Genomic DNA, 17,375 nt, shown 5'->3' with positions numbered 1-17,375 from the left:
GTGTTTTAATGAGTGACTCACAAAGAGAACAGAGGAAAAATGAACATGTAGAAATCGCAATGTCACAGAAAGATGCGCTGGTTTCAGATTTTGATAAAGTGAGATTTGTTCATCATTCCATCCCCAGTATTGATGTTAGTCAGGTCGATATGACAAGTCATACAACGAAATTCGATTTGGCATACCCAATCTATATAAATGCAATGACTGGTGGAAGTGATTGGACAAAACAAATTAATGAAAAATTAGCAATTGTTGCTAGAGAAACTGGAATTGCAATGGCGGTGGGATCAACACATGCAGCTTTGCGAAATCCTAATATGATTGAAACATTTAGCATTGTGCGTAAAACAAATCCCAAAGGAACCATTTTCAGCAATGTGGGTGCCGATGTACCAGTGGATAAAGCTCTACAAGCGGTTGAATTATTAGACGCTCAAGCGCTACAAATTCATGTGAACTCTCCTCAAGAATTAGTCATGCCAGAAGGGAACCGTGAATTTGCTTCATGGATGTCAAATATTGAATCTATTGTTAAACGCGTTGATATTCCAGTTATTATTAAAGAAGTTGGTTTCGGAATGAGTAAAGAAACGTTACAAGCGTTGCATGATATTGGTGTTAACTATGTTGATGTCAGTGGACGCGGTGGGACTAATTTTGTTGATATTGAAAATGAAAGACGTTCGAAGAAAGATATGAATTATTTATCTCAGTGGGGACAATCTACCGTAGAATCCTTACTTGAGAGTACTGAATTTCAAGATCGATTAAATATTTTTGCTAGCGGTGGCTTACGAACGCCACTCGATGCTGTGAAATGTTTAGCATTAGGTGCAAAAGCAATAGGGATGTCTCGCCCGTTCTTAAATCAAGTAGAACAATCAGGTATTACAAATACCATCGACTATGTAGAGTCTTTTATTCAACATATGAAAAAAATTATGACGATGTTAGATGCGCCGAACATTGAGTGTTTACGACAAGCAGATATCGTAATGAGTCCGGAGTTGATATCATGGATCAATCAACGTGGTCTTCATTTAAATAGAAAATAAAAAATGAAATAGTATATTGTAATAATTTCAACATACAAATAAAACGATAATTCCCAAGTGAGATTTATAGGAATTATCGTTTTTTATATAGTTATGCCGAAATGTAATGGGTTTTTATTATAAAGCGTGTACTTATAATAAAAAAGGTGAATGGTTTAACTGAAAAGTTGAATAAAACTCATAACAATAATTACACCGATTAAGTCGATGAGGAAAGCACCAACAATAGGAACTACTAGATATGCTTTAGGAGAGTTGCCAAACTTTTTAGTGATAACATCTAAATTAGCCATCGCATTTGGTGTTGCGCCCAAACCATGACCAATAAATCCTCCTACCATAACAGCAGCGTCGTAATCTTTGCCGAGTCCTTTAAATAATATGAAAATCGAGAACAGTACCATAAATACGACTTGTACAAGAACAATTATGATTAGTGGGATAGCTAAAGAATATATTTGAGTTAGTTGGATACTCATTAAAGCTAATGATAAAAAGATGCCTAATGAAATATCACCTATTTGTTCGCTCATTTTTAAATCAACGATATCCCAACCAATAAAGTCTGTAGCATTTCTAATAATTACTGCTACAAACATTGAACCAACATACATTGGAATATTAACTCCGGTTAAATCGGTAAAAGTATTGCCAATATATGTTCCTAATGCCATGCAAAATACGAGTATAGAAAATTGTATAAAAAAGACTTGAATAGGTTTATATTTTGTATGTAATGATTGATTGTATTCAACGATACCATAATTTTTAAATGAATCGTCACGATGCTCTGGCTTAAGATCATAGCGTTTTATTAAATATTTAACGATGGGACCACCAATGAGTCCACCGAATACAAGGCCTAGTGTAGCGGCAGCTAAAGCAGCTGCAACTGCTGAATCTACACCCATATCTTGTAAGGTTTTACCATAAGCTGCAGCATTACCGTGACCACCCTCCATTGACATTGAACCTGCTGTAAGACCTAATAAAGGTTTAATGTTTAAGAGTTTAGCGAGTGATACACCAATAATATTCTGACAAATAGCCATAATTCCACAAAAAGTGAAATAAATCAACATGACTTTTCCACCAATTTTGAATAGTTTTAATGATGCGCCCAGTCCAATTGTAGTAAAGAAAGCGAGCATAAAGAAATTCTGAATGAACGCCGAGTCAAGTTTTATTTTAACGATATTAAATGAATCTAATATAGCCACTAATATTGCAAATAAAAGACCACCAATGACAGGTGCCGGAATACAGATTCGCCTTAAAATAGAAACATGGTTGATTATTGTTTGACCAATTAAATATAAAACACATGCCAAACATAATGTGGTAATTGCATCAAATTCTATCATTTAAAAGCCCCCTTTGTATGAAACCCTATATAACTAGTTATATATTAGAGTAATTCAATGTAAACCTTATAAAGTCCCATAATACACATTATACATACACAAATGAAATAAATCCAGTTTGTCAAATAATGATATAAGTAAATTATAATTATTAATTTTTATAATTTATCAATAAAAGATGAAGAAATTTGTATAAAGACGTGTGTATTAATAAATTAGACACAGTACCTTGCAATGTATAGTAGTAGATGCTATAGTTATTTTGAATCACTACTGTGTATAGTTTAATACTGTTTATACGATTGAGGAGGTAGGTATATGAATGCACAGTTTAAGAAAGGTGCTTTAGAATTAATCGTTCTGCTTATTATTAAAAAAGAAGATCAGTATGGTTATTCACTTGTACAAAATATCTCGAGATACATGACCATAGCTGAAGGTACAGTTTATCCTCTACTAAGGCGTTTGGTTAAAAGTGGGGAACTGAGTACGTATTATCAACCTTCAACTGAAGGACCGTCTAGAAAGTACTATCAATTAACTCAACAGGGGGCTGCGAGGGTTGATCAATTGGAAGAGGAATGGAAATTGTTTACGGAAGCTGTAGAACATTTCATTGAGGAGAGTGAGAATGAATGAATAAAAATGATTATTTAAAAGAACTTAAAAGGCATTTGAAACATATGAATAAAGAAGAAAAAGAAGATATTTTGAATGAGTACGATACGCACTTTTATAGCGGACAGCAAGAGGGAAAGTCTGAATCAGAAGTATGTGAAGAGTTAGGTAATCCAAAAGTAATAGGTAAGGAACTTACAGCTACTTTTAGTGTAGAAAATGCACATCAAAAAGTGTCCTTAATGAATATTTCATCCGCAATTGTAGCAGTAATGGGGCTAAGTTTGCTTAACTTTTTTATTGTTATAATACCAGCTTTTTTAAGCATTCTGCTCGTATTAACCTTCATCATTTTTACTCTAGCTTCACTAGTTGCACCATTGATGTTGCTCATTAAAGGAATTATGGATGGTTTTCATTCCATTATCCTATATGACATATTTATGACTGGTTTAATGTTTGGTGTTGGACTTGTACTTGCAGTAGTGACTTACTACCTCATTAAGTGGCTATTTTACTTAACTATGAAATATTTAAAATGGAATATCTCTATTGTCAAAGGAAGTGTACAATCATGAAAAAAATTGCAGCGATAATATTATTAATAGGCTTGTCACTAATTATTATTTGTAGCGTGGGAGTATATGCACAAAATAAAAAATTGAGTAAAGACAAGCAATATAATGATCAAACAACAAATTTAATGAAAAACTATGATGATAATACTGTGAAAAGTATTTATGTTGATGGAAAAGTAAGCGATATAACTGTGAAAAAAGGTGAACATTTTTCGGTTAAGTCCAAAGGGAATGACAAAAATTTAAACGTCACTAGCAAGGTGAACAATCAACATTGGGTAATTACAGAGCGTCAAACAAGGCCGCATATTAATTTTAGAATACAAGGTCATGTTAGTAATCATATTACGATTACAGTACCTAAATATATTAAAAACATAGATATTAAAACTAATGATGGGGATTTAAATGTTGTTGGAGTAAATAGTGACACAGGAAGATTTGATACTGAATCTGGAGACATTAAAGTTCAAAACGGACGATATAAAAAGGTGACGCTTCATAATGAGGATGGAGATATTCATACGAAAGATATTCATTTTAATCATGCTGATATTCAAAATGACAATGGGGATATTCAAATGAAACAATTGCCCCCTGATATTCCTTTACGTATTAAAAATGAAGAAGGGGATATAAACTTGAATTATAAAAAAGAACTTCATCACACCCAAATCATCACTCGTAATGAAGAAGGGCAAACAGACATCGATCATCGTGTGTTAAATAATAGTAAAGTTAACAATGGGAATAATAAAGTGAAATTAATTAATGAAAATGGAGATATTACAGTGAAATAAAGGCATTTTTCTAACATTAGCTCAAAAATTGAGGAAAGAGGTATTTTCAATAAACAATGAATGGTGTATTTTAAAATGCACTTTTCTGCAGATTTTAATTTGAATAAATTTAGAAAAAGGAAGTAGGACAAATAATAATATCCTGCTCCCTTTTTTATTTCCATGTATCGTCGGGATTTTGAAAATCTGATTTGCGCATTCTAGAGACATATGGATTGCCTTTAACAGTGAAACGTAGTGGTTTATTTGTCCATTCTCCTTTATTAGGAATACCGATACGACCACTTTCTACAATAGTTTTTGGATATTTGCGATGATTGGTATCTATAGATAATTTACAGTCATTTAAGGTTGAGCCATCAATTGACCGTGGAATATTGAAAGCTTTAGTCCACTTTCCTGGACCATTAGTGAGCTCGTATCCAGATTTTCCACGATTGACGTTCATAGCGCCGATACCTTCATCTGGTTCAATAGCACGAATAAGTACACCTTCTGGAATGCCCTCAGTCCGTGTAACAAAATTGATTAATAAATGCGTATGCATCACATGTGCATATATTGTGCCACCTTTTTTATATAAAGATGTCACTTTTGGCGTTATTTTGCCACCAAAACCATGTGCCGCTTTATCTTGTATACCTAAATAAGCTTCAGTTTCTACAATATATCCAGTATATGTTTGATAGTCATCTTGGTATATAATTTTAACACCTAATAAAGCTTTTGCAGTTTGGGTTGTCTGCTGATTTATAAAGTCCAAATATATCATCTCTCTTTTTTATTAAAAGAATTTACTTAAAAAATGTAAATTAAAATATTATATTTTATATTACTATTTTTATTTAAAATACTTTTTGTTATACTTTCAATATGAGTTTTAATAGAAATAAACTCTTTTTAATGTAACAAATAATGTGTTGATTTAAAACACTTGTTTTAATGACAAAATGAAAAGGAGTATATCTAATGAGAGAAAAAGTTAGATTTACACAAGCTTTTAAATTATTTTGGACTAACTATTTTAATTTTAAAGGGCGCTCTCGTAGAAGTGAGTATTGGTTTGCTATGTTATGGCATTAAATTTTATGATTCCTACAATTATTGGTTACGCTTTTGGAATTATCTCTTTAATATTAAGTGAAACTTTTAAAAGTTATGGATTTATCTTGTTGGGGGTAGGAATTTTAATCTTTTCTGTGATTTATATTTTGATTTATAGTTTAGTTACATTAATACCTAATGTTGCGATATTATCAAGAAGATTCCATGATCGCTCAATGACAATAACTCTCCCGATTATTTTTTATGTTTACACTGTCATTTTATCTGGTTTTAATTATATACCAGATATAGATAATTCACCGGTATTAATATTTATGGGAATTATCTGCTTAATCTACTGGATTGGGTCGATATTAATATTAGTATTGACTTGCTTAGATAGTAAAACAGAGTCTAATAAATATGGACCAAGTCCAAAGTACAATCGTAACGAGACAAATTTCCATGGTGATAATGCTAATCCAGTTGATAAATAAAATTTAAACAATAATATAGCCCGAGACAATCATGATTGTCTCGGGTACTTTAATTGTATTGATAGTTTTTGATTGAATTGAAAATGTTCATGTATTCAGCGTAAGCATTATCAAGTAGTTATTAATCCTTGTATGCCTTTATATGTATTTTAGCGCTTTTGTTGTCGTTCCTCTGATAACAAAAGCTCAAGTTAAGCTTTAATTATCAAGTTTAGTTATTTTTGTGATACCTATTTTGTTCTTCATGCTATATGATGATAGAAAAATACATGTTTACAGCAAACCAGAATTTATTAAACGTCATTAAGTCAATAAAAAAACAACGAGTTTAGCTTAAGATTAATTTCGCTATATATATTTGCTGATTCATATCACTGTGGAACTTCTTATGCATCGACGTCCTATTGCATCAATGCTGATATGTTTATTCACTACAACTTTAATCATGGTATCGTTGATTAAAATTAAACCTCTTAAAAAGGATAACAACTTAAATCAAATATGATAATTCAGGATATTGACGACCTAATAAATCATGTAGTTCACAATATTTATGGTAAAGTGGTTCATATGCTTGAACTTTTTGGAATTCAGGTTCTTGTATATAAGCTATAGGTTGCTTCATAGATAATGCCGCCTCTTTTAATGTACTATATGCGTTACCAACAGTTGCACCTAACATCGCTGCACCAAGAGCTGAAGCATTAGATGAATCTAAGACGACAACCTTTTTATTTAAGACATTTGTATAAATTTCAACGAGTAATTTACTCTTTTGTGGGATACCGCCAGATGCATATACTGTATGAACAGGAATATGATTATCTTCAAATTGTTTCATAATTAATTTTGTTCCAAATGCTGTAGCTTCAATATATGCTCGATGAATCATTTCATATGGTGTTTGAAGTGTAAGACCAAAGATACTTCCAGTTAGATGACTATTACTAAGTATACTACGATTTCCATTCAACCAATCTAAAACAACAACATGTTGTTCTTCTATTTTAATATGACTTGCTAATTCCTCTAAATAGTTAAGTACAGGCATATGATGTTCATTTGCTTGATCCACAATATGTTTAGGTGCTTGGTTCTTTGAGTATTCGAACAAATCACCGACAGCTGGTTGACCAGCTTCATAGGCATATAATCCAGGTATAATAGCATTTTTAACTGAGCCAGTTATAGAAGAAATGGGTACTTGCTTTGAATCTAACATGAGATGACAAGTACTTGTACCAATGACTGCAGTGAATTCTCCAGCTTCTATTGCCCCAACACCTAAGACGCCAGAATGTGCATCTATGATAAAAGGTGAAACCTGGATATCTTGAGAAAGACCCCATATCTGTTGATAGTCTTTACATAAACGACCTGCACTTTCTCCAATTGATATGATTGGCGCTTCACATTTTTCTTTGACGATTTTAGGTAAATCAGAATCCACGCTATGGAAGAACTCGTAATTAAATCCTGCATCATTGTCCCAAAAACCTTTAAAGCCAATACCACAATTTGATCGTACATTTGAATTTGTTAGTATACTAGTAATGTAATCTCCAGCTTCCATTATATACCGTGCTCTTCTAAGAATTTCTGGTGCTTCATGTTTAACTTCCATGATTTTCGGTATCATCCATTCGCTATTTACGCTTGAGCCATAATAATCTAACCAATTTTTATTCTTACTCATCTGAATCATATGGTTTGCCTCATCTTGAGCTCCATGATGTTTCCATAATTTTACGTACGCGTGTGGATTTGTCTTTAAATCTTCATGACGATGAAGCGGTTCAAATTGTTCATCGAGAAAGATAATTGTACTGCTTGTAAAGTCGACTCCAATACCAACCACATCGTTTTTATTAACTTTACTATCCTCTAATACATATTGAACACCTTGTTCAAGAATTTGTAAATAGTCGTCAGCATTTTGTAAGAAGTAGTTTTCAGGTAACGGTTTATCATATAATGAGTTCATATAAGTTCCGTTCGCATAGTCTTCCTCATATCTTGATATGATATGTCCGTTGGATGTGTCAGCTAATATCACCCTTCCAGAAGCGGTTCCAAAATCAATTCCTATACTATAACTCATGTGTATGCCTCCTATATATAGCGTAATTGTAATAAATCATATTGTTCTGAGTCGACGATTTGATGTTCAAGTATAGTTTACATGAATGTAAGTGTTTACAAAAATAATAATTATATTTTCGAATCATCTGACATACAATTTATTTACGTTAATTGCCGAAATCTATGGAATATTACAAGAAAAAGTGTAACAATATGTAAGTGAAACACTGTTGATAAAAGTTGAATTTAAAAAGTCTTATATTGCTATTTTAAAGTATAAAGTGTTTGATTTGTTTAGCCAAAAAGCTACCCCTTTTATGGCGAACGTCTTAAAAAATCAGGGAATTGAAAGTAATGTAAGACTTTGAACGTTCTTCTATGTAAAAATTTGTCCAATTAAAAGCAGATGTTCTTATATCATTATTAACTTTTAAATCAATCGCTAGGCTGGCGATTATAAATACAAATCAAATTGATATAAGTAAGTAATTATAAACACTGTTAACTAAGGTGATGAGGGGAATTAGGACAGGTGAGATAGAGGCCTTTAGTCATTGAAATATAGTTAGAAGGGCGTTAATTTTACAAGGTTGAAAGGGAGATTATGTAATGATATCTAAAGTTGAACATCAAAGACACGGTTTAGATTTAATTAAAATTGATAATGACGATACGAAAATTGTATTTACAAACTATGGTGCAAGAATTGTTTCTTGGAAATACCATGATAACAATATCGTTTTGGGGAATGTAGTAGAAGCAGATGAATTTTATTTTGAAGAACCTTTTAATTTTGGTGCTACGATAGGTCGCTATGCAGGTAGAATTGAAAATGCATCATTTAAATTAGATGATGATACTTTTCAATTAGAATCAAATGATGGTCAACATCATTTGCATGGGGGCAGTCATGGATTAAATAGACGTATTTTTGATTATGAAATAGTTGATGATATTGGACAAGTAAAGATTATATTCACAACAACGATTAAAGAAGAAGAGGACAATTATCCTGGAAATATGATGGTAAAGGTTATTCACACTTATGATGCCAATCATCGATGGTCCGTACAATATGAGGCAAAATCAACAAAAAAAACAGTATTTAATCCTTCAAATCATGTTTATTTTAATTTGAATCGTGATAACAATGTTGTGTATAACCACTGTATTAATAGTTCAGAATTAAAAATGTATATGTTAAATGATAAACATATTGTTAAAGAGGAGCAATCTCTTGATTTACATCGATTATTGGATACAAATAAAGTCTATTTAAAAGATATTTTTGAAAGTGACAATGAAACTTTGCAACAACAAATTAATCATTATAATGGCATTGATCATCCTTTCGAATTTGGTGGAAATGAGCTTACCATTGATAATTCTGAATTTGAACTTAATATTAAGACTGATATGCCTCACTTTGTAATGTTTACGTTTAATGATCCACAAGTTTGGAACAATGATTTTAATATTTATAAGGCGCATTCTGGATTTTCCATCGAAACTCAATATATGCCTAATGATATAAATATGTACGGCGCCAAAGCTCAGTCTATTTTAGAGGCAGATACATTATTTACATCTAAAACAAGTTTTCAAATTCATGAAAAGTAGTATTTTTATGATGATTATCATCATTCATTGCAATACATATGAGAGTCTGAGCTTAAAAGTTTCAGACTCTTTTTAAACTACTTATCGTCAGAATTAATGAATTTTCTATTTTCGGCACGCGTTTTCATTTTTTGTAGTTTTTCCTTTCGATCAGGTGAAAGATAAGGATTTCGAAGAGCATGATAAATTAATCTTAAATTATCACGCTCATTATAGAATAGATGATTTAAGTCTTTCACAGATAGACGTGTGTTTGATTCTGCCTTTTTAATGAGTTTTAAATTATCACTCTGATGTACATATCCTTCTTTTATAACTCTAAAATAAAATCCAGTTTTACCAGATTGCGACATTTTTTGAACTAAATTAGGTATTGCATATTTAGCTTGAATTTTCCAACAAGGTTCTCGTATATCTGATACTTCTATGATTGTATCGCCTAGTTGATACTGATTACCAAAATAAACATCGGTTTCATCTAGATGTTCAACTGTCAAATTCTCACCAAACATTGCATATTCAGGTAATTGATGTAAGTCATCTTTAAATAATTGATAATTAGATTTACTAAAACAACATATCGCTTTATGTATACCACCATGTTTATGATAGGCTTGTTCATCGTCCACGAACCCAAGTCGATTGAGCCACATTTGACCTTTAAAAGGAATTTTGTTTAACGCTGATTGCATTGGTTTATAGTTACCATAAGACAATGTTTCTATTTTGCCAATAGATATGGCATTCACTTTAATCATGTATATCACGACCTTTTAATTTATAAGCTATTATCAAGTGTTGATACAAATAGTTTAACAATAAAATGAAATGATTAATATGAAATCAAAAATGAGGTATGTTAAAAAATTGAATCTCATGTAGAATATAATTAGATACTTTTATGAAGAGGAGAGCAACGACCCATGAAAGATGCAAAAGAGCTAAAATTGATGACCTTAGAAGATGTACTTGGTCAAATTGAAAATGGTATGACACTAGGAATAGGAACAGGGAGCACAATTGAATTATTAATTCCCCAAATTGCTGAATTAATTCAGCAAAAGAATTATACAATTACCGGCGTCTGCACTTCTAATAAAACAGCATTTTTAGCTAAAGAATTAGCTATGAATATAGTTGATGTAAATGATGTTGAGAAAATCGACTTAGCAATAGATGGCGCTGATGAAGTAGACAGTGCGCTTAACCTTATTAAAGGCGGTGGTGGAGCCTTATTTAGGGAAAAGGTCATAGATGAAATGGCTGACCGATTTGTCGTTGTTGTAGATGAAAGTAAACTCGTCAACTATTTAGGAGAAACATTTGCATTACCAGTTGAAGTCGATAAATTTAATTGGTACCAAGTTGCCAAAAAAATTGAGTGTACTTATGATATTCATGTAAACAGAAGAATTAATGAAGATGTACCTTTTATTACCGACAATGGTAATTACATATTAGATTGTTCATTGCAAAATCGAATTTCTGCTTATGAGCTACACGAATTTTTAATTCATTTAACTGGTGTTCTTGAAACAGGATATTTCCTCAATATTGTCGATCAAGTAATAGTAGGAACACAAGAAGGCGTAAAAATATTAAATAAAGAGACTTAGCCATTATATTAAGCTGAAAAAATTAATCTGAGATAGAGCATTTGTGTTAAAGTGATTTTCTTACATAAACAATACATATTAGAGTTGTAAAGACATGAATGACATACAATCTTATCATAGTCATTGAGTTCTCCAATTTGTAATAAAGTTAGTTCAATAAATGATTTGTACTGAACTCCGAAAATGAAAATTGTATGCTGATTTATGTTTTCTATATTATTGAGTGAGGTAAACATTTCTATTTTGTTTAAACTCAATTTGTTATAAACGTTAATATCAATTTATCTAATTGATGTAAGACATCAACTAATTTTTTAAGAAAAAGTTTATTGGTGTTTTAGTAATAATTTTTGAAAAAATAGTTTGGTCTTTAGCTGGGGTAAAAGGAGGTTTTATTTTGAAAGTTTTTTTATATTTCATTTACTTTTTCGTTGCGTTTTTTGTTGTGGATTCTCTAATTAGTTTGGCATTTCCAATTGAATTTGATGTGTATACAAATTTAATTACTGCATTCTTTTTTGCAGTTTTTATGACACCATTATTTTTTGTATTAAAACAAGACAAAAACAAAAAATAAAATAAACATATATAGTGGAACAATTGACAGATACTGAGAAGAATATTAAGCGTAAAAATGTTATGGTGTTTAAATATTACGATTAATAAAGTAATATGGATGAATTTAATATCCTGCTAATGCAAACCCTAGTAAGTAGATTAAGATTCTAAATGCAAAAGCAGTTATCATCTTAATAGTTCTAATGAAACACAATAAATTATCTTTAATCAATATAGCGAATGTATATTGATTGTTATTTAGATTGATAGATATGAAAAAGCCAGTCCAATGATTAAGGTGTCGACCGTAATCATTAGACTGGCTTATTTATGCATTTTAATACTAAAATCAAACTTTTAGAGTGCGAATCATTAATACAAAATCTATTTTAAAGTATCAATTATTACTGTGATTTATCTGTGTCGGCTTTATGATCTTCAACTTCGTGAATTTCATCTTTAACATCGTTGACAACTGATGAGTGTCTATCTTCGGTATAAGTTGAATGATCTCTAAGCTTATCATTGTGATTTGTATCCGTTTCTTTATTAACTGAAGAGGCGTCTTCTTTATAATCAGAAGTAGCAATCGCATCGTCACTCTTATTAGGTTTCTTTGATTGATATTTGTCATTATCAATTTCTTGTTGCTTTGTTTCATCTTTAGATGATACATCATGATCTGAAGTTGAAGAGGCGTCTTCTTGACTTGGTTCTTCATCTTGAATATGAGATAAATAATTATTAGGATCAACTTCGTCTAAACTTTGTTTCGTCGTTTTATAAACAATAGCACGAATGATGAGACTAAGAATAATAAATGAAACACCCACAATTGTTGTAGAAAGTGCAATGACTTTCATTGAGAAAAGGTCGCCTGTTTCTTCACTAAATAAAAAGACGAGAGCAAAAGTCATGGATGCGTGAAAGGCAGTTGCAATATAAATTGTACGACCATTAGTAGCTCTAATTAATTCACCAATAATCATTGAAAACATGAATGTATATAAGAAATGGTATCCGGCGTATTCTACACCATATGTCGTATTAGCTGTAAATACTGAATAAATAAGACCAACAACAATACTCGCAAAAAATGTATTCATTCTTGTTTCAAGAATATTTTGTAAGTAAGAACGGAAACCAAACTCCACTACAAAAGCCATTAAAATATGACCAATTAGTATAGTTAGTAATGATACTGATAAATCTGAAGTTTGTAATAGGATGAAACTATCAGCATAAGTATTAAAGCTAAACAAGCCGATCATTAAAATGATAAGTGGTAGAATGAGTGCTAAAAGTAGACGCTCAATCACCTTTAAACTGATAGAAAATTTCAATCCTGCTAATTGTTCTTTTCTGTGTTTAAATATTAATATGCACACAATTGCAGCTATGAAAGGAGCTAAATCTTTAATGCTAAAGACAAAACGTTTCACTCCGATAGTCGCTTGAAAATCTCTGAGTATCACGGACAATGTCATTGTAATAACGAAAAATACAAAGACCATCATAGCCCATTGGAACCCAGAAAATCTAGAGTTTTTCATTGTATGTAACCTCCATTAGGTAACAAGCTTAAATTGATTTATTTACAATTATACATCTTACAAGCATATGTTTAAATTGTCTATTTTAATTATAATCAAAATGTAATAGTCTTGAATCATTTTGTTAGCTAATCGTAAATAATTTTATCATTATATGGGTATGTTAAAAGAGCAAGCATTGATAAAGAAAAATTCAATAGTTATACTTTAATTAACTTAACTGATAAAAATTCAAGGGGGATATATCATGTATCAACTTGCGCAATCTAATCTATGGACAGGTCGTTTAGATAGTGAAACTGATCCTACACAATTTAGGCATTTCCAAACTGTTAAATTCGGTGATTTAAGTCAATTAGATTTTTCGGAGAAACACAAAGGCGTGGGCTTATTAGGATATGCAATTGATAAAGGAGTAGAATTAAACAAAGGACGTGTAGGTGCAAAAGAAGGCCCCAATGCCATTAAGCGAGCTTTTGCTGGATTGCCAGATTTGAATCAATGTGAAGAGATTATAGACTATGGTAATGTAGAACACAATCATGAGTTGCTAATAGATACACAGCGCGAATTCGCAGACCTTGCTGCTAAGTCTATGAAACGACATAAACAAACATTTTTACTTGGTGGTGGTCATGATATAGCATATGCACAATATTTAGCTACTCGTAAAGTTTTTCCTGAGTCGTCAATAGGTGTGATTAATATAGATGCGCACTTTGACACACGTGATGAGGATTATTCAACCTCTGGTACTAGTTTTAGACAAATTCTAGAAGAAGATGATAATGCAGATTATTTAGTGTTAGGTATATCTCAAGGTGGTAATACACAAGCTTTATTTAATTATGCTAAAGAAAAAGATATTCAATTTGTATATGCAGATGAATTACTACATCAGGTGTCTCCCCCTATTAAAGATATGATAGAACGTTTTATCCATAATCATGATACGGTTATGTTCACAATTTGCATGGATGTAGTAGATAGTGCATTTGCACCAGGAGTAAGTGCACCAGCTGTCCTAGGTATATATCCACATACAGTTTTCGAACTTGCTAAACGTGTCATTCCAAGTGAAAAAGTAAAATCTATAAGTATAGCTGAAATGAATCCAACGTATGATTCAGATCAAAGAACTGCTAAATTAGTTGCTAATTTAGTACATCATTGTTTAATTTAAAGTTAGAACTCGTCATGTAAAAATTTAATAAATTTAGATATACTTAGTTTCAAAATGCCTGTGATATTCGTTGATGTCTCGGGCATTTTGACGTTTTTTGACAGTTTATGACTGAATAAGAAATGGTGTGTTAGTCACAAATTAAAATGTCATACTTGTTATCGTAATAGGAATAACCATTTATTGTGAAAATCGTTCATTTCACTATGAAAGAGAATTTTTAATGCATGTTTATCATATATTCCAGTAATCTAAGCAGTAACTAATGAGACATGTAACTGTTTCAAAATGTTTGCGCTTTTTTAAATTATTTTAATAAACTAGCTCTTAAAAACGTTGAATATTTAGAATTTTCCGATAAAATGTTAAGATAACTTTACTAAAATTGACAATTAAGTTAATTAAAAGAATGCTAAATCACAAGTAAAGCATATGAATAAATTAGAAGTGTGAGAAAGGGCTGAGCGATATATGACAAATTATTCTACTTATGTAAATTGGAGAAGAACGTTTCATCAATATCCTGAACTTTCAGATGAAGAATATGAAACTACAGAAACGTTACGGAAAATACTCAAAAGTTATGGTATACGTATACTGGATGTCCCTTTAAAAACAGGTTTAGTAGCAGAAATTGGGCAAGGAGAGGAAATGATAGCGGTAAGAACAGATATTGATGCTCTGCCCATAGAAGAACAAGTGAAGCATGAATTTACATCAAAGCATCATGGTGCAATGCATGCATGTGGTCATGATATTCATATGGCAAGTATATTAGCTACTGGTACTCAACTAAAAGAGATTGAAGATGAATTAAATGGACGCGTTCGATTAATATTTCAACCTGCTGAAGAATTAGGACATGGTGCATTTGAAATTATAAATACTGGAGTACTTAAAGGAGCTAAAGCAGTACTTGGTTTTCATAATTATCCCACTTTAAAAGTTGGTGAATTTGCTATTAAATCGGGTGCAATTACCTCTGCTGTAGATCGTTTTGAGTTTAATGTTAAAGGTAAAGGTGCGCATGCTGCAAAACCTGAGCAAGGAAACGATCCAGTCATCGTTGTAGGACAACTTATCAATAGTTTACAAACTATTGTGAGTCGAAATTTATCAGCTTTTGATAGTGCAGTTGTAACAATCGGTGAAATTTCTTGTGGTAACACATGGAATGTTATAGCTGACAAAGCTTATATACAGGGCACTGTTCGTTCATTCGATGAGGATAAACGTCATTATATTGAAAATAGGATGAAAAATATTGCTGATGGTTTAAGTCGTGTTTTTAATGTGGATATTGATTTAACTTATTCAAGACTACCTGGTGCAGTAGTAAATGATGCACATCTAACACAAGAAGCAATAGAGGTCGCTAAAAATGTTGGCTATCATGTATCAATGCTCGATGAACCGGTTACTATTGGAGAGGATTTCTCAGGTTATACAGAAGAATACCCCGGTGTTTTCGCATTTATTGGCTCCGACAGTAAATTTGATTTACATCATCCTAATTATCATCCGGATGAGCGTATTTTGGAAAAAGTTCCTCAATATTTCGTACAGCTCGTTCAACGTTTATTGACATAATTTGTGATTTCATATTTTCTATGATTAAACGTACATGATAACTGGGTATACAGAAAGCATTAAATGAATTAGGAGATGATTTGAAATGTCAGCTCAAGATCCGCGCAATAAATTTAAAACTGATAATTATGAAAAACAGGAACAAGAAGTTCCAGGTATACAAGCTAAAATGTCACCACAACCAGATTGTGGGGAAGATTCTTATCATGGCCACCATCGATTAGATGGCTTTAAAATACTAGTGACTGGTGGCGATTCAGCAATTGGACGTGCGGCAGCAATTGCTTATGCTAAAGAAGGTGCAGATGTAGCGATTAATTATTTACCAAGTGAACAACAAGATGCCGATGATGTAAAACAAATCATTGAAAATGTTGGGCAAAAAGCTATCTTAATTCCTGGTGATATTAGAGATGAACAATTCAACTATGACATGGTTGAAGAGGCTTATCAGCAATTAGGTGGTTTAGACAATGTAACGTTGGTTGCTGGTCATCAACTTTATCAAGATGAATTATCGGAGTTTAAAACTCAAGATTTTACTGAAACATTTGAAACGAATGTCTATCCGGTATTTTGGACAGTCCAAAAAGCGCTTGAGTATTTACAACCAGGAGGGTCAATTACAACAACATCTTCAGTTCAAGGTTATAATCCTAGTCCAATTCTTCATGATTATGCTGCAACGAAAGCTGCAATTATATCTTTAACAAAGAGTTTTTCAGCCGAACTGGGACCTAAAGGTATTCGTGTTAACTGTGTTGCGCCTGGACCGTTTTGGTCACCACTTCAAATTGTCGGTGGACAACCACAAAGTGCTATACCTACTTTTGGGCAAAACACACCGTTAGGACGTGCTGGTCAGCCTGTTGAATGTGCTGGGACATATGTGTTATTAGCGTCTGATGATGCAAGTTATATTACCGGTCAAGTATATGGTGTGACTGGTGGAACTCAAATAGATTAACTAACTATAGCATATTAATTAGTATATATTTTTCAAAGTGAAAGCACGACGAAGGTGCTAAACATCTTACAAAACTCTACAGTTTAATATAAGATTTGTTTATGATAATAAGCGCCTAGGACAAATATCAATGTCCTAGGTTTTCTTATCTTAAAGGCAAACAGTGATTCAATTGAATATACGATTTTCTTTAACTCTTTTTAATCTTGTCTACAAAGGGACAACAATAGTTAAATAGTAAATTTTA

General features: G+C 31.9%; 15 protein-coding genes and 1 pseudogene. 11 read left to right on the top strand and 5 right to left on the bottom strand.

Translation table 11 applies throughout. From position 1 onward, the window contains the following. Positions 1–8: 8 nt before the first annotated feature. A complete protein-coding gene (gene fni / locus HMPREF3058_RS05245) occupies positions 9–1,058 on the top strand; it encodes a type 2 isopentenyl-diphosphate Delta-isomerase (protein ID WP_002499312.1) in 1,050 nt (349 codons plus the stop codon). 155 nt (positions 1,059–1,213) lie between these two features. Here fni and gltS read toward each other — a convergent pair whose 3' ends face one another. Further along, positions 1,214–2,422 (bottom strand): sodium/glutamate symporter, encoded by a 1,209-nt coding sequence (gene gltS / locus HMPREF3058_RS05240; RefSeq protein WP_002447238.1) that lies wholly within the window; start codon positions 2,420–2,422, stop codon positions 1,214–1,216. 318 nt (positions 2,423–2,740) lie between these two features. On the opposite strand from gltS, the gene HMPREF3058_RS05235 reads away from it, so the two are divergent. The 3 genes from HMPREF3058_RS05235 to HMPREF3058_RS05225 are packed head-to-tail and all read left to right on the top strand — an operon-like array spanning position 2,741 to position 4,418. Beyond that, entirely contained in the window at positions 2,741–3,061 is a 321-nt protein-coding gene (locus HMPREF3058_RS05235; RefSeq protein WP_002447239.1) for a PadR family transcriptional regulator, read from the top strand. Further along, positions 3,058–3,618, top strand: a complete 561-nt coding sequence (locus HMPREF3058_RS05230; protein ID WP_002491130.1) for a DUF1700 domain-containing protein — start codon at positions 3,058–3,060, stop codon at positions 3,616–3,618. Before HMPREF3058_RS05235 ends, HMPREF3058_RS05230 begins: the two co-directional genes overlap by 4 nt. After that, positions 3,615–4,418, top strand: a complete 804-nt coding sequence (locus HMPREF3058_RS05225) for a DUF4097 family beta strand repeat-containing protein (protein WP_002491101.1) — start codon at positions 3,615–3,617, stop codon at positions 4,416–4,418. Before HMPREF3058_RS05230 ends, HMPREF3058_RS05225 begins: the two co-directional genes overlap by 4 nt. 154 nt (positions 4,419–4,572) lie before the next feature. Here HMPREF3058_RS05225 and HMPREF3058_RS05220 read toward each other — a convergent pair whose 3' ends face one another. Further along, positions 4,573–5,181 (bottom strand): DNA-3-methyladenine glycosylase, encoded by a 609-nt coding sequence (locus tag HMPREF3058_RS05220; RefSeq protein ID WP_002457274.1) that lies wholly within the window; start codon positions 5,179–5,181, stop codon positions 4,573–4,575. Between the two features lie 206 nt (positions 5,182–5,387). Between HMPREF3058_RS05220 and HMPREF3058_RS05215 the strand changes: the two are divergent. Then, positions 5,388–5,959 (top strand): annotated as a pseudogene (locus HMPREF3058_RS05215) (DUF805 domain-containing protein). A 490-nt stretch (positions 5,960–6,449) separates the two neighbouring features. Here the strand turns inward: HMPREF3058_RS05215 and HMPREF3058_RS05210 are convergent. Next, positions 6,450–8,060, bottom strand: coding sequence for a ribulokinase (locus tag HMPREF3058_RS05210; RefSeq protein WP_002491043.1), 1,611 nt, complete (start codon positions 8,058–8,060; stop codon positions 6,450–6,452). A 590-nt stretch (positions 8,061–8,650) separates the two neighbouring features. Here HMPREF3058_RS05210 and HMPREF3058_RS05205 point away from each other — a divergent pair. Continuing rightward, on the top strand, positions 8,651–9,661 hold the full coding sequence (locus HMPREF3058_RS05205; protein WP_002491047.1) for an aldose epimerase family protein: 1,011 nt from the start codon (positions 8,651–8,653) through the stop codon (positions 9,659–9,661). Between the two features lie 77 nt (positions 9,662–9,738). On the opposite strand, the gene HMPREF3058_RS05200 is transcribed toward HMPREF3058_RS05205, so the two are convergent. Then, positions 9,739–10,419 carry an MOSC domain-containing protein gene (locus tag HMPREF3058_RS05200; protein ID WP_002491114.1) on the bottom strand — a complete coding sequence of 227 codons (681 nt, stop codon included), beginning with the start codon at positions 10,417–10,419 and terminating at the stop codon, positions 9,739–9,741. A 165-nt stretch (positions 10,420–10,584) separates the two neighbouring features. Here HMPREF3058_RS05200 and HMPREF3058_RS05195 point away from each other — a divergent pair, with 165 nt between their 5' ends. Beyond that, positions 10,585–11,277 carry a ribose 5-phosphate isomerase A gene (locus HMPREF3058_RS05195; protein ID WP_002487148.1) on the top strand — a complete coding sequence of 231 codons (693 nt, stop codon included), beginning with the start codon at positions 10,585–10,587 and terminating at the stop codon, positions 11,275–11,277. A 397-nt stretch (positions 11,278–11,674) separates the two neighbouring features. Further along, positions 11,675–11,854, top strand: a complete 180-nt coding sequence (locus HMPREF3058_RS12285; RefSeq protein ID WP_002457268.1) for a hypothetical protein — start codon at positions 11,675–11,677, stop codon at positions 11,852–11,854. 385 nt (positions 11,855–12,239) lie between these two features. Here HMPREF3058_RS12285 and HMPREF3058_RS05185 read toward each other — a convergent pair whose 3' ends face one another. Continuing rightward, positions 12,240–13,388, bottom strand: coding sequence for a peptidoglycan release complex CPBP-like subunit SdpC (locus HMPREF3058_RS05185; RefSeq protein ID WP_002502161.1), 1,149 nt, complete (start codon positions 13,386–13,388; stop codon positions 12,240–12,242). 247 nt (positions 13,389–13,635) lie between these two features. On the opposite strand from HMPREF3058_RS05185, the gene hutG reads away from it, so the two are divergent. The 3 genes from hutG to HMPREF3058_RS05170 all read left to right on the top strand — a co-directional run bounded on the left by hutG (position 13,636) and on the right by HMPREF3058_RS05170 (position 17,128). Continuing rightward, positions 13,636–14,571 (top strand): formimidoylglutamase, encoded by a 936-nt coding sequence (gene hutG, locus HMPREF3058_RS05180; protein WP_002490789.1) that lies wholly within the window; start codon positions 13,636–13,638, stop codon positions 14,569–14,571. A gap of 471 nt (positions 14,572–15,042) precedes the next feature. Then, positions 15,043–16,161, top strand: a complete 1,119-nt coding sequence (locus HMPREF3058_RS05175; RefSeq protein ID WP_002490809.1) for an amidohydrolase — start codon at positions 15,043–15,045, stop codon at positions 16,159–16,161. Between the two features lie 85 nt (positions 16,162–16,246). After that, the gene (locus HMPREF3058_RS05170) at positions 16,247–17,128 is read left to right on the top strand and encodes an SDR family oxidoreductase (RefSeq protein ID WP_002447253.1); all 882 of its coding nucleotides are present in this window, start codon (positions 16,247–16,249) and stop codon (positions 17,126–17,128) included. The last annotated feature ends 247 nt before the right edge of the window (positions 17,129–17,375 follow it).

Origin of the sequence: Staphylococcus sp. HMSC068G11, from assembly GCF_001815825.1 — a bacterium.
GTDB lineage: Bacteria > Bacillota > Bacilli > Staphylococcales > Staphylococcaceae > Staphylococcus > Staphylococcus epidermidis.
This window is presented reverse-complemented; position numbering and strand designations above follow the sequence as displayed.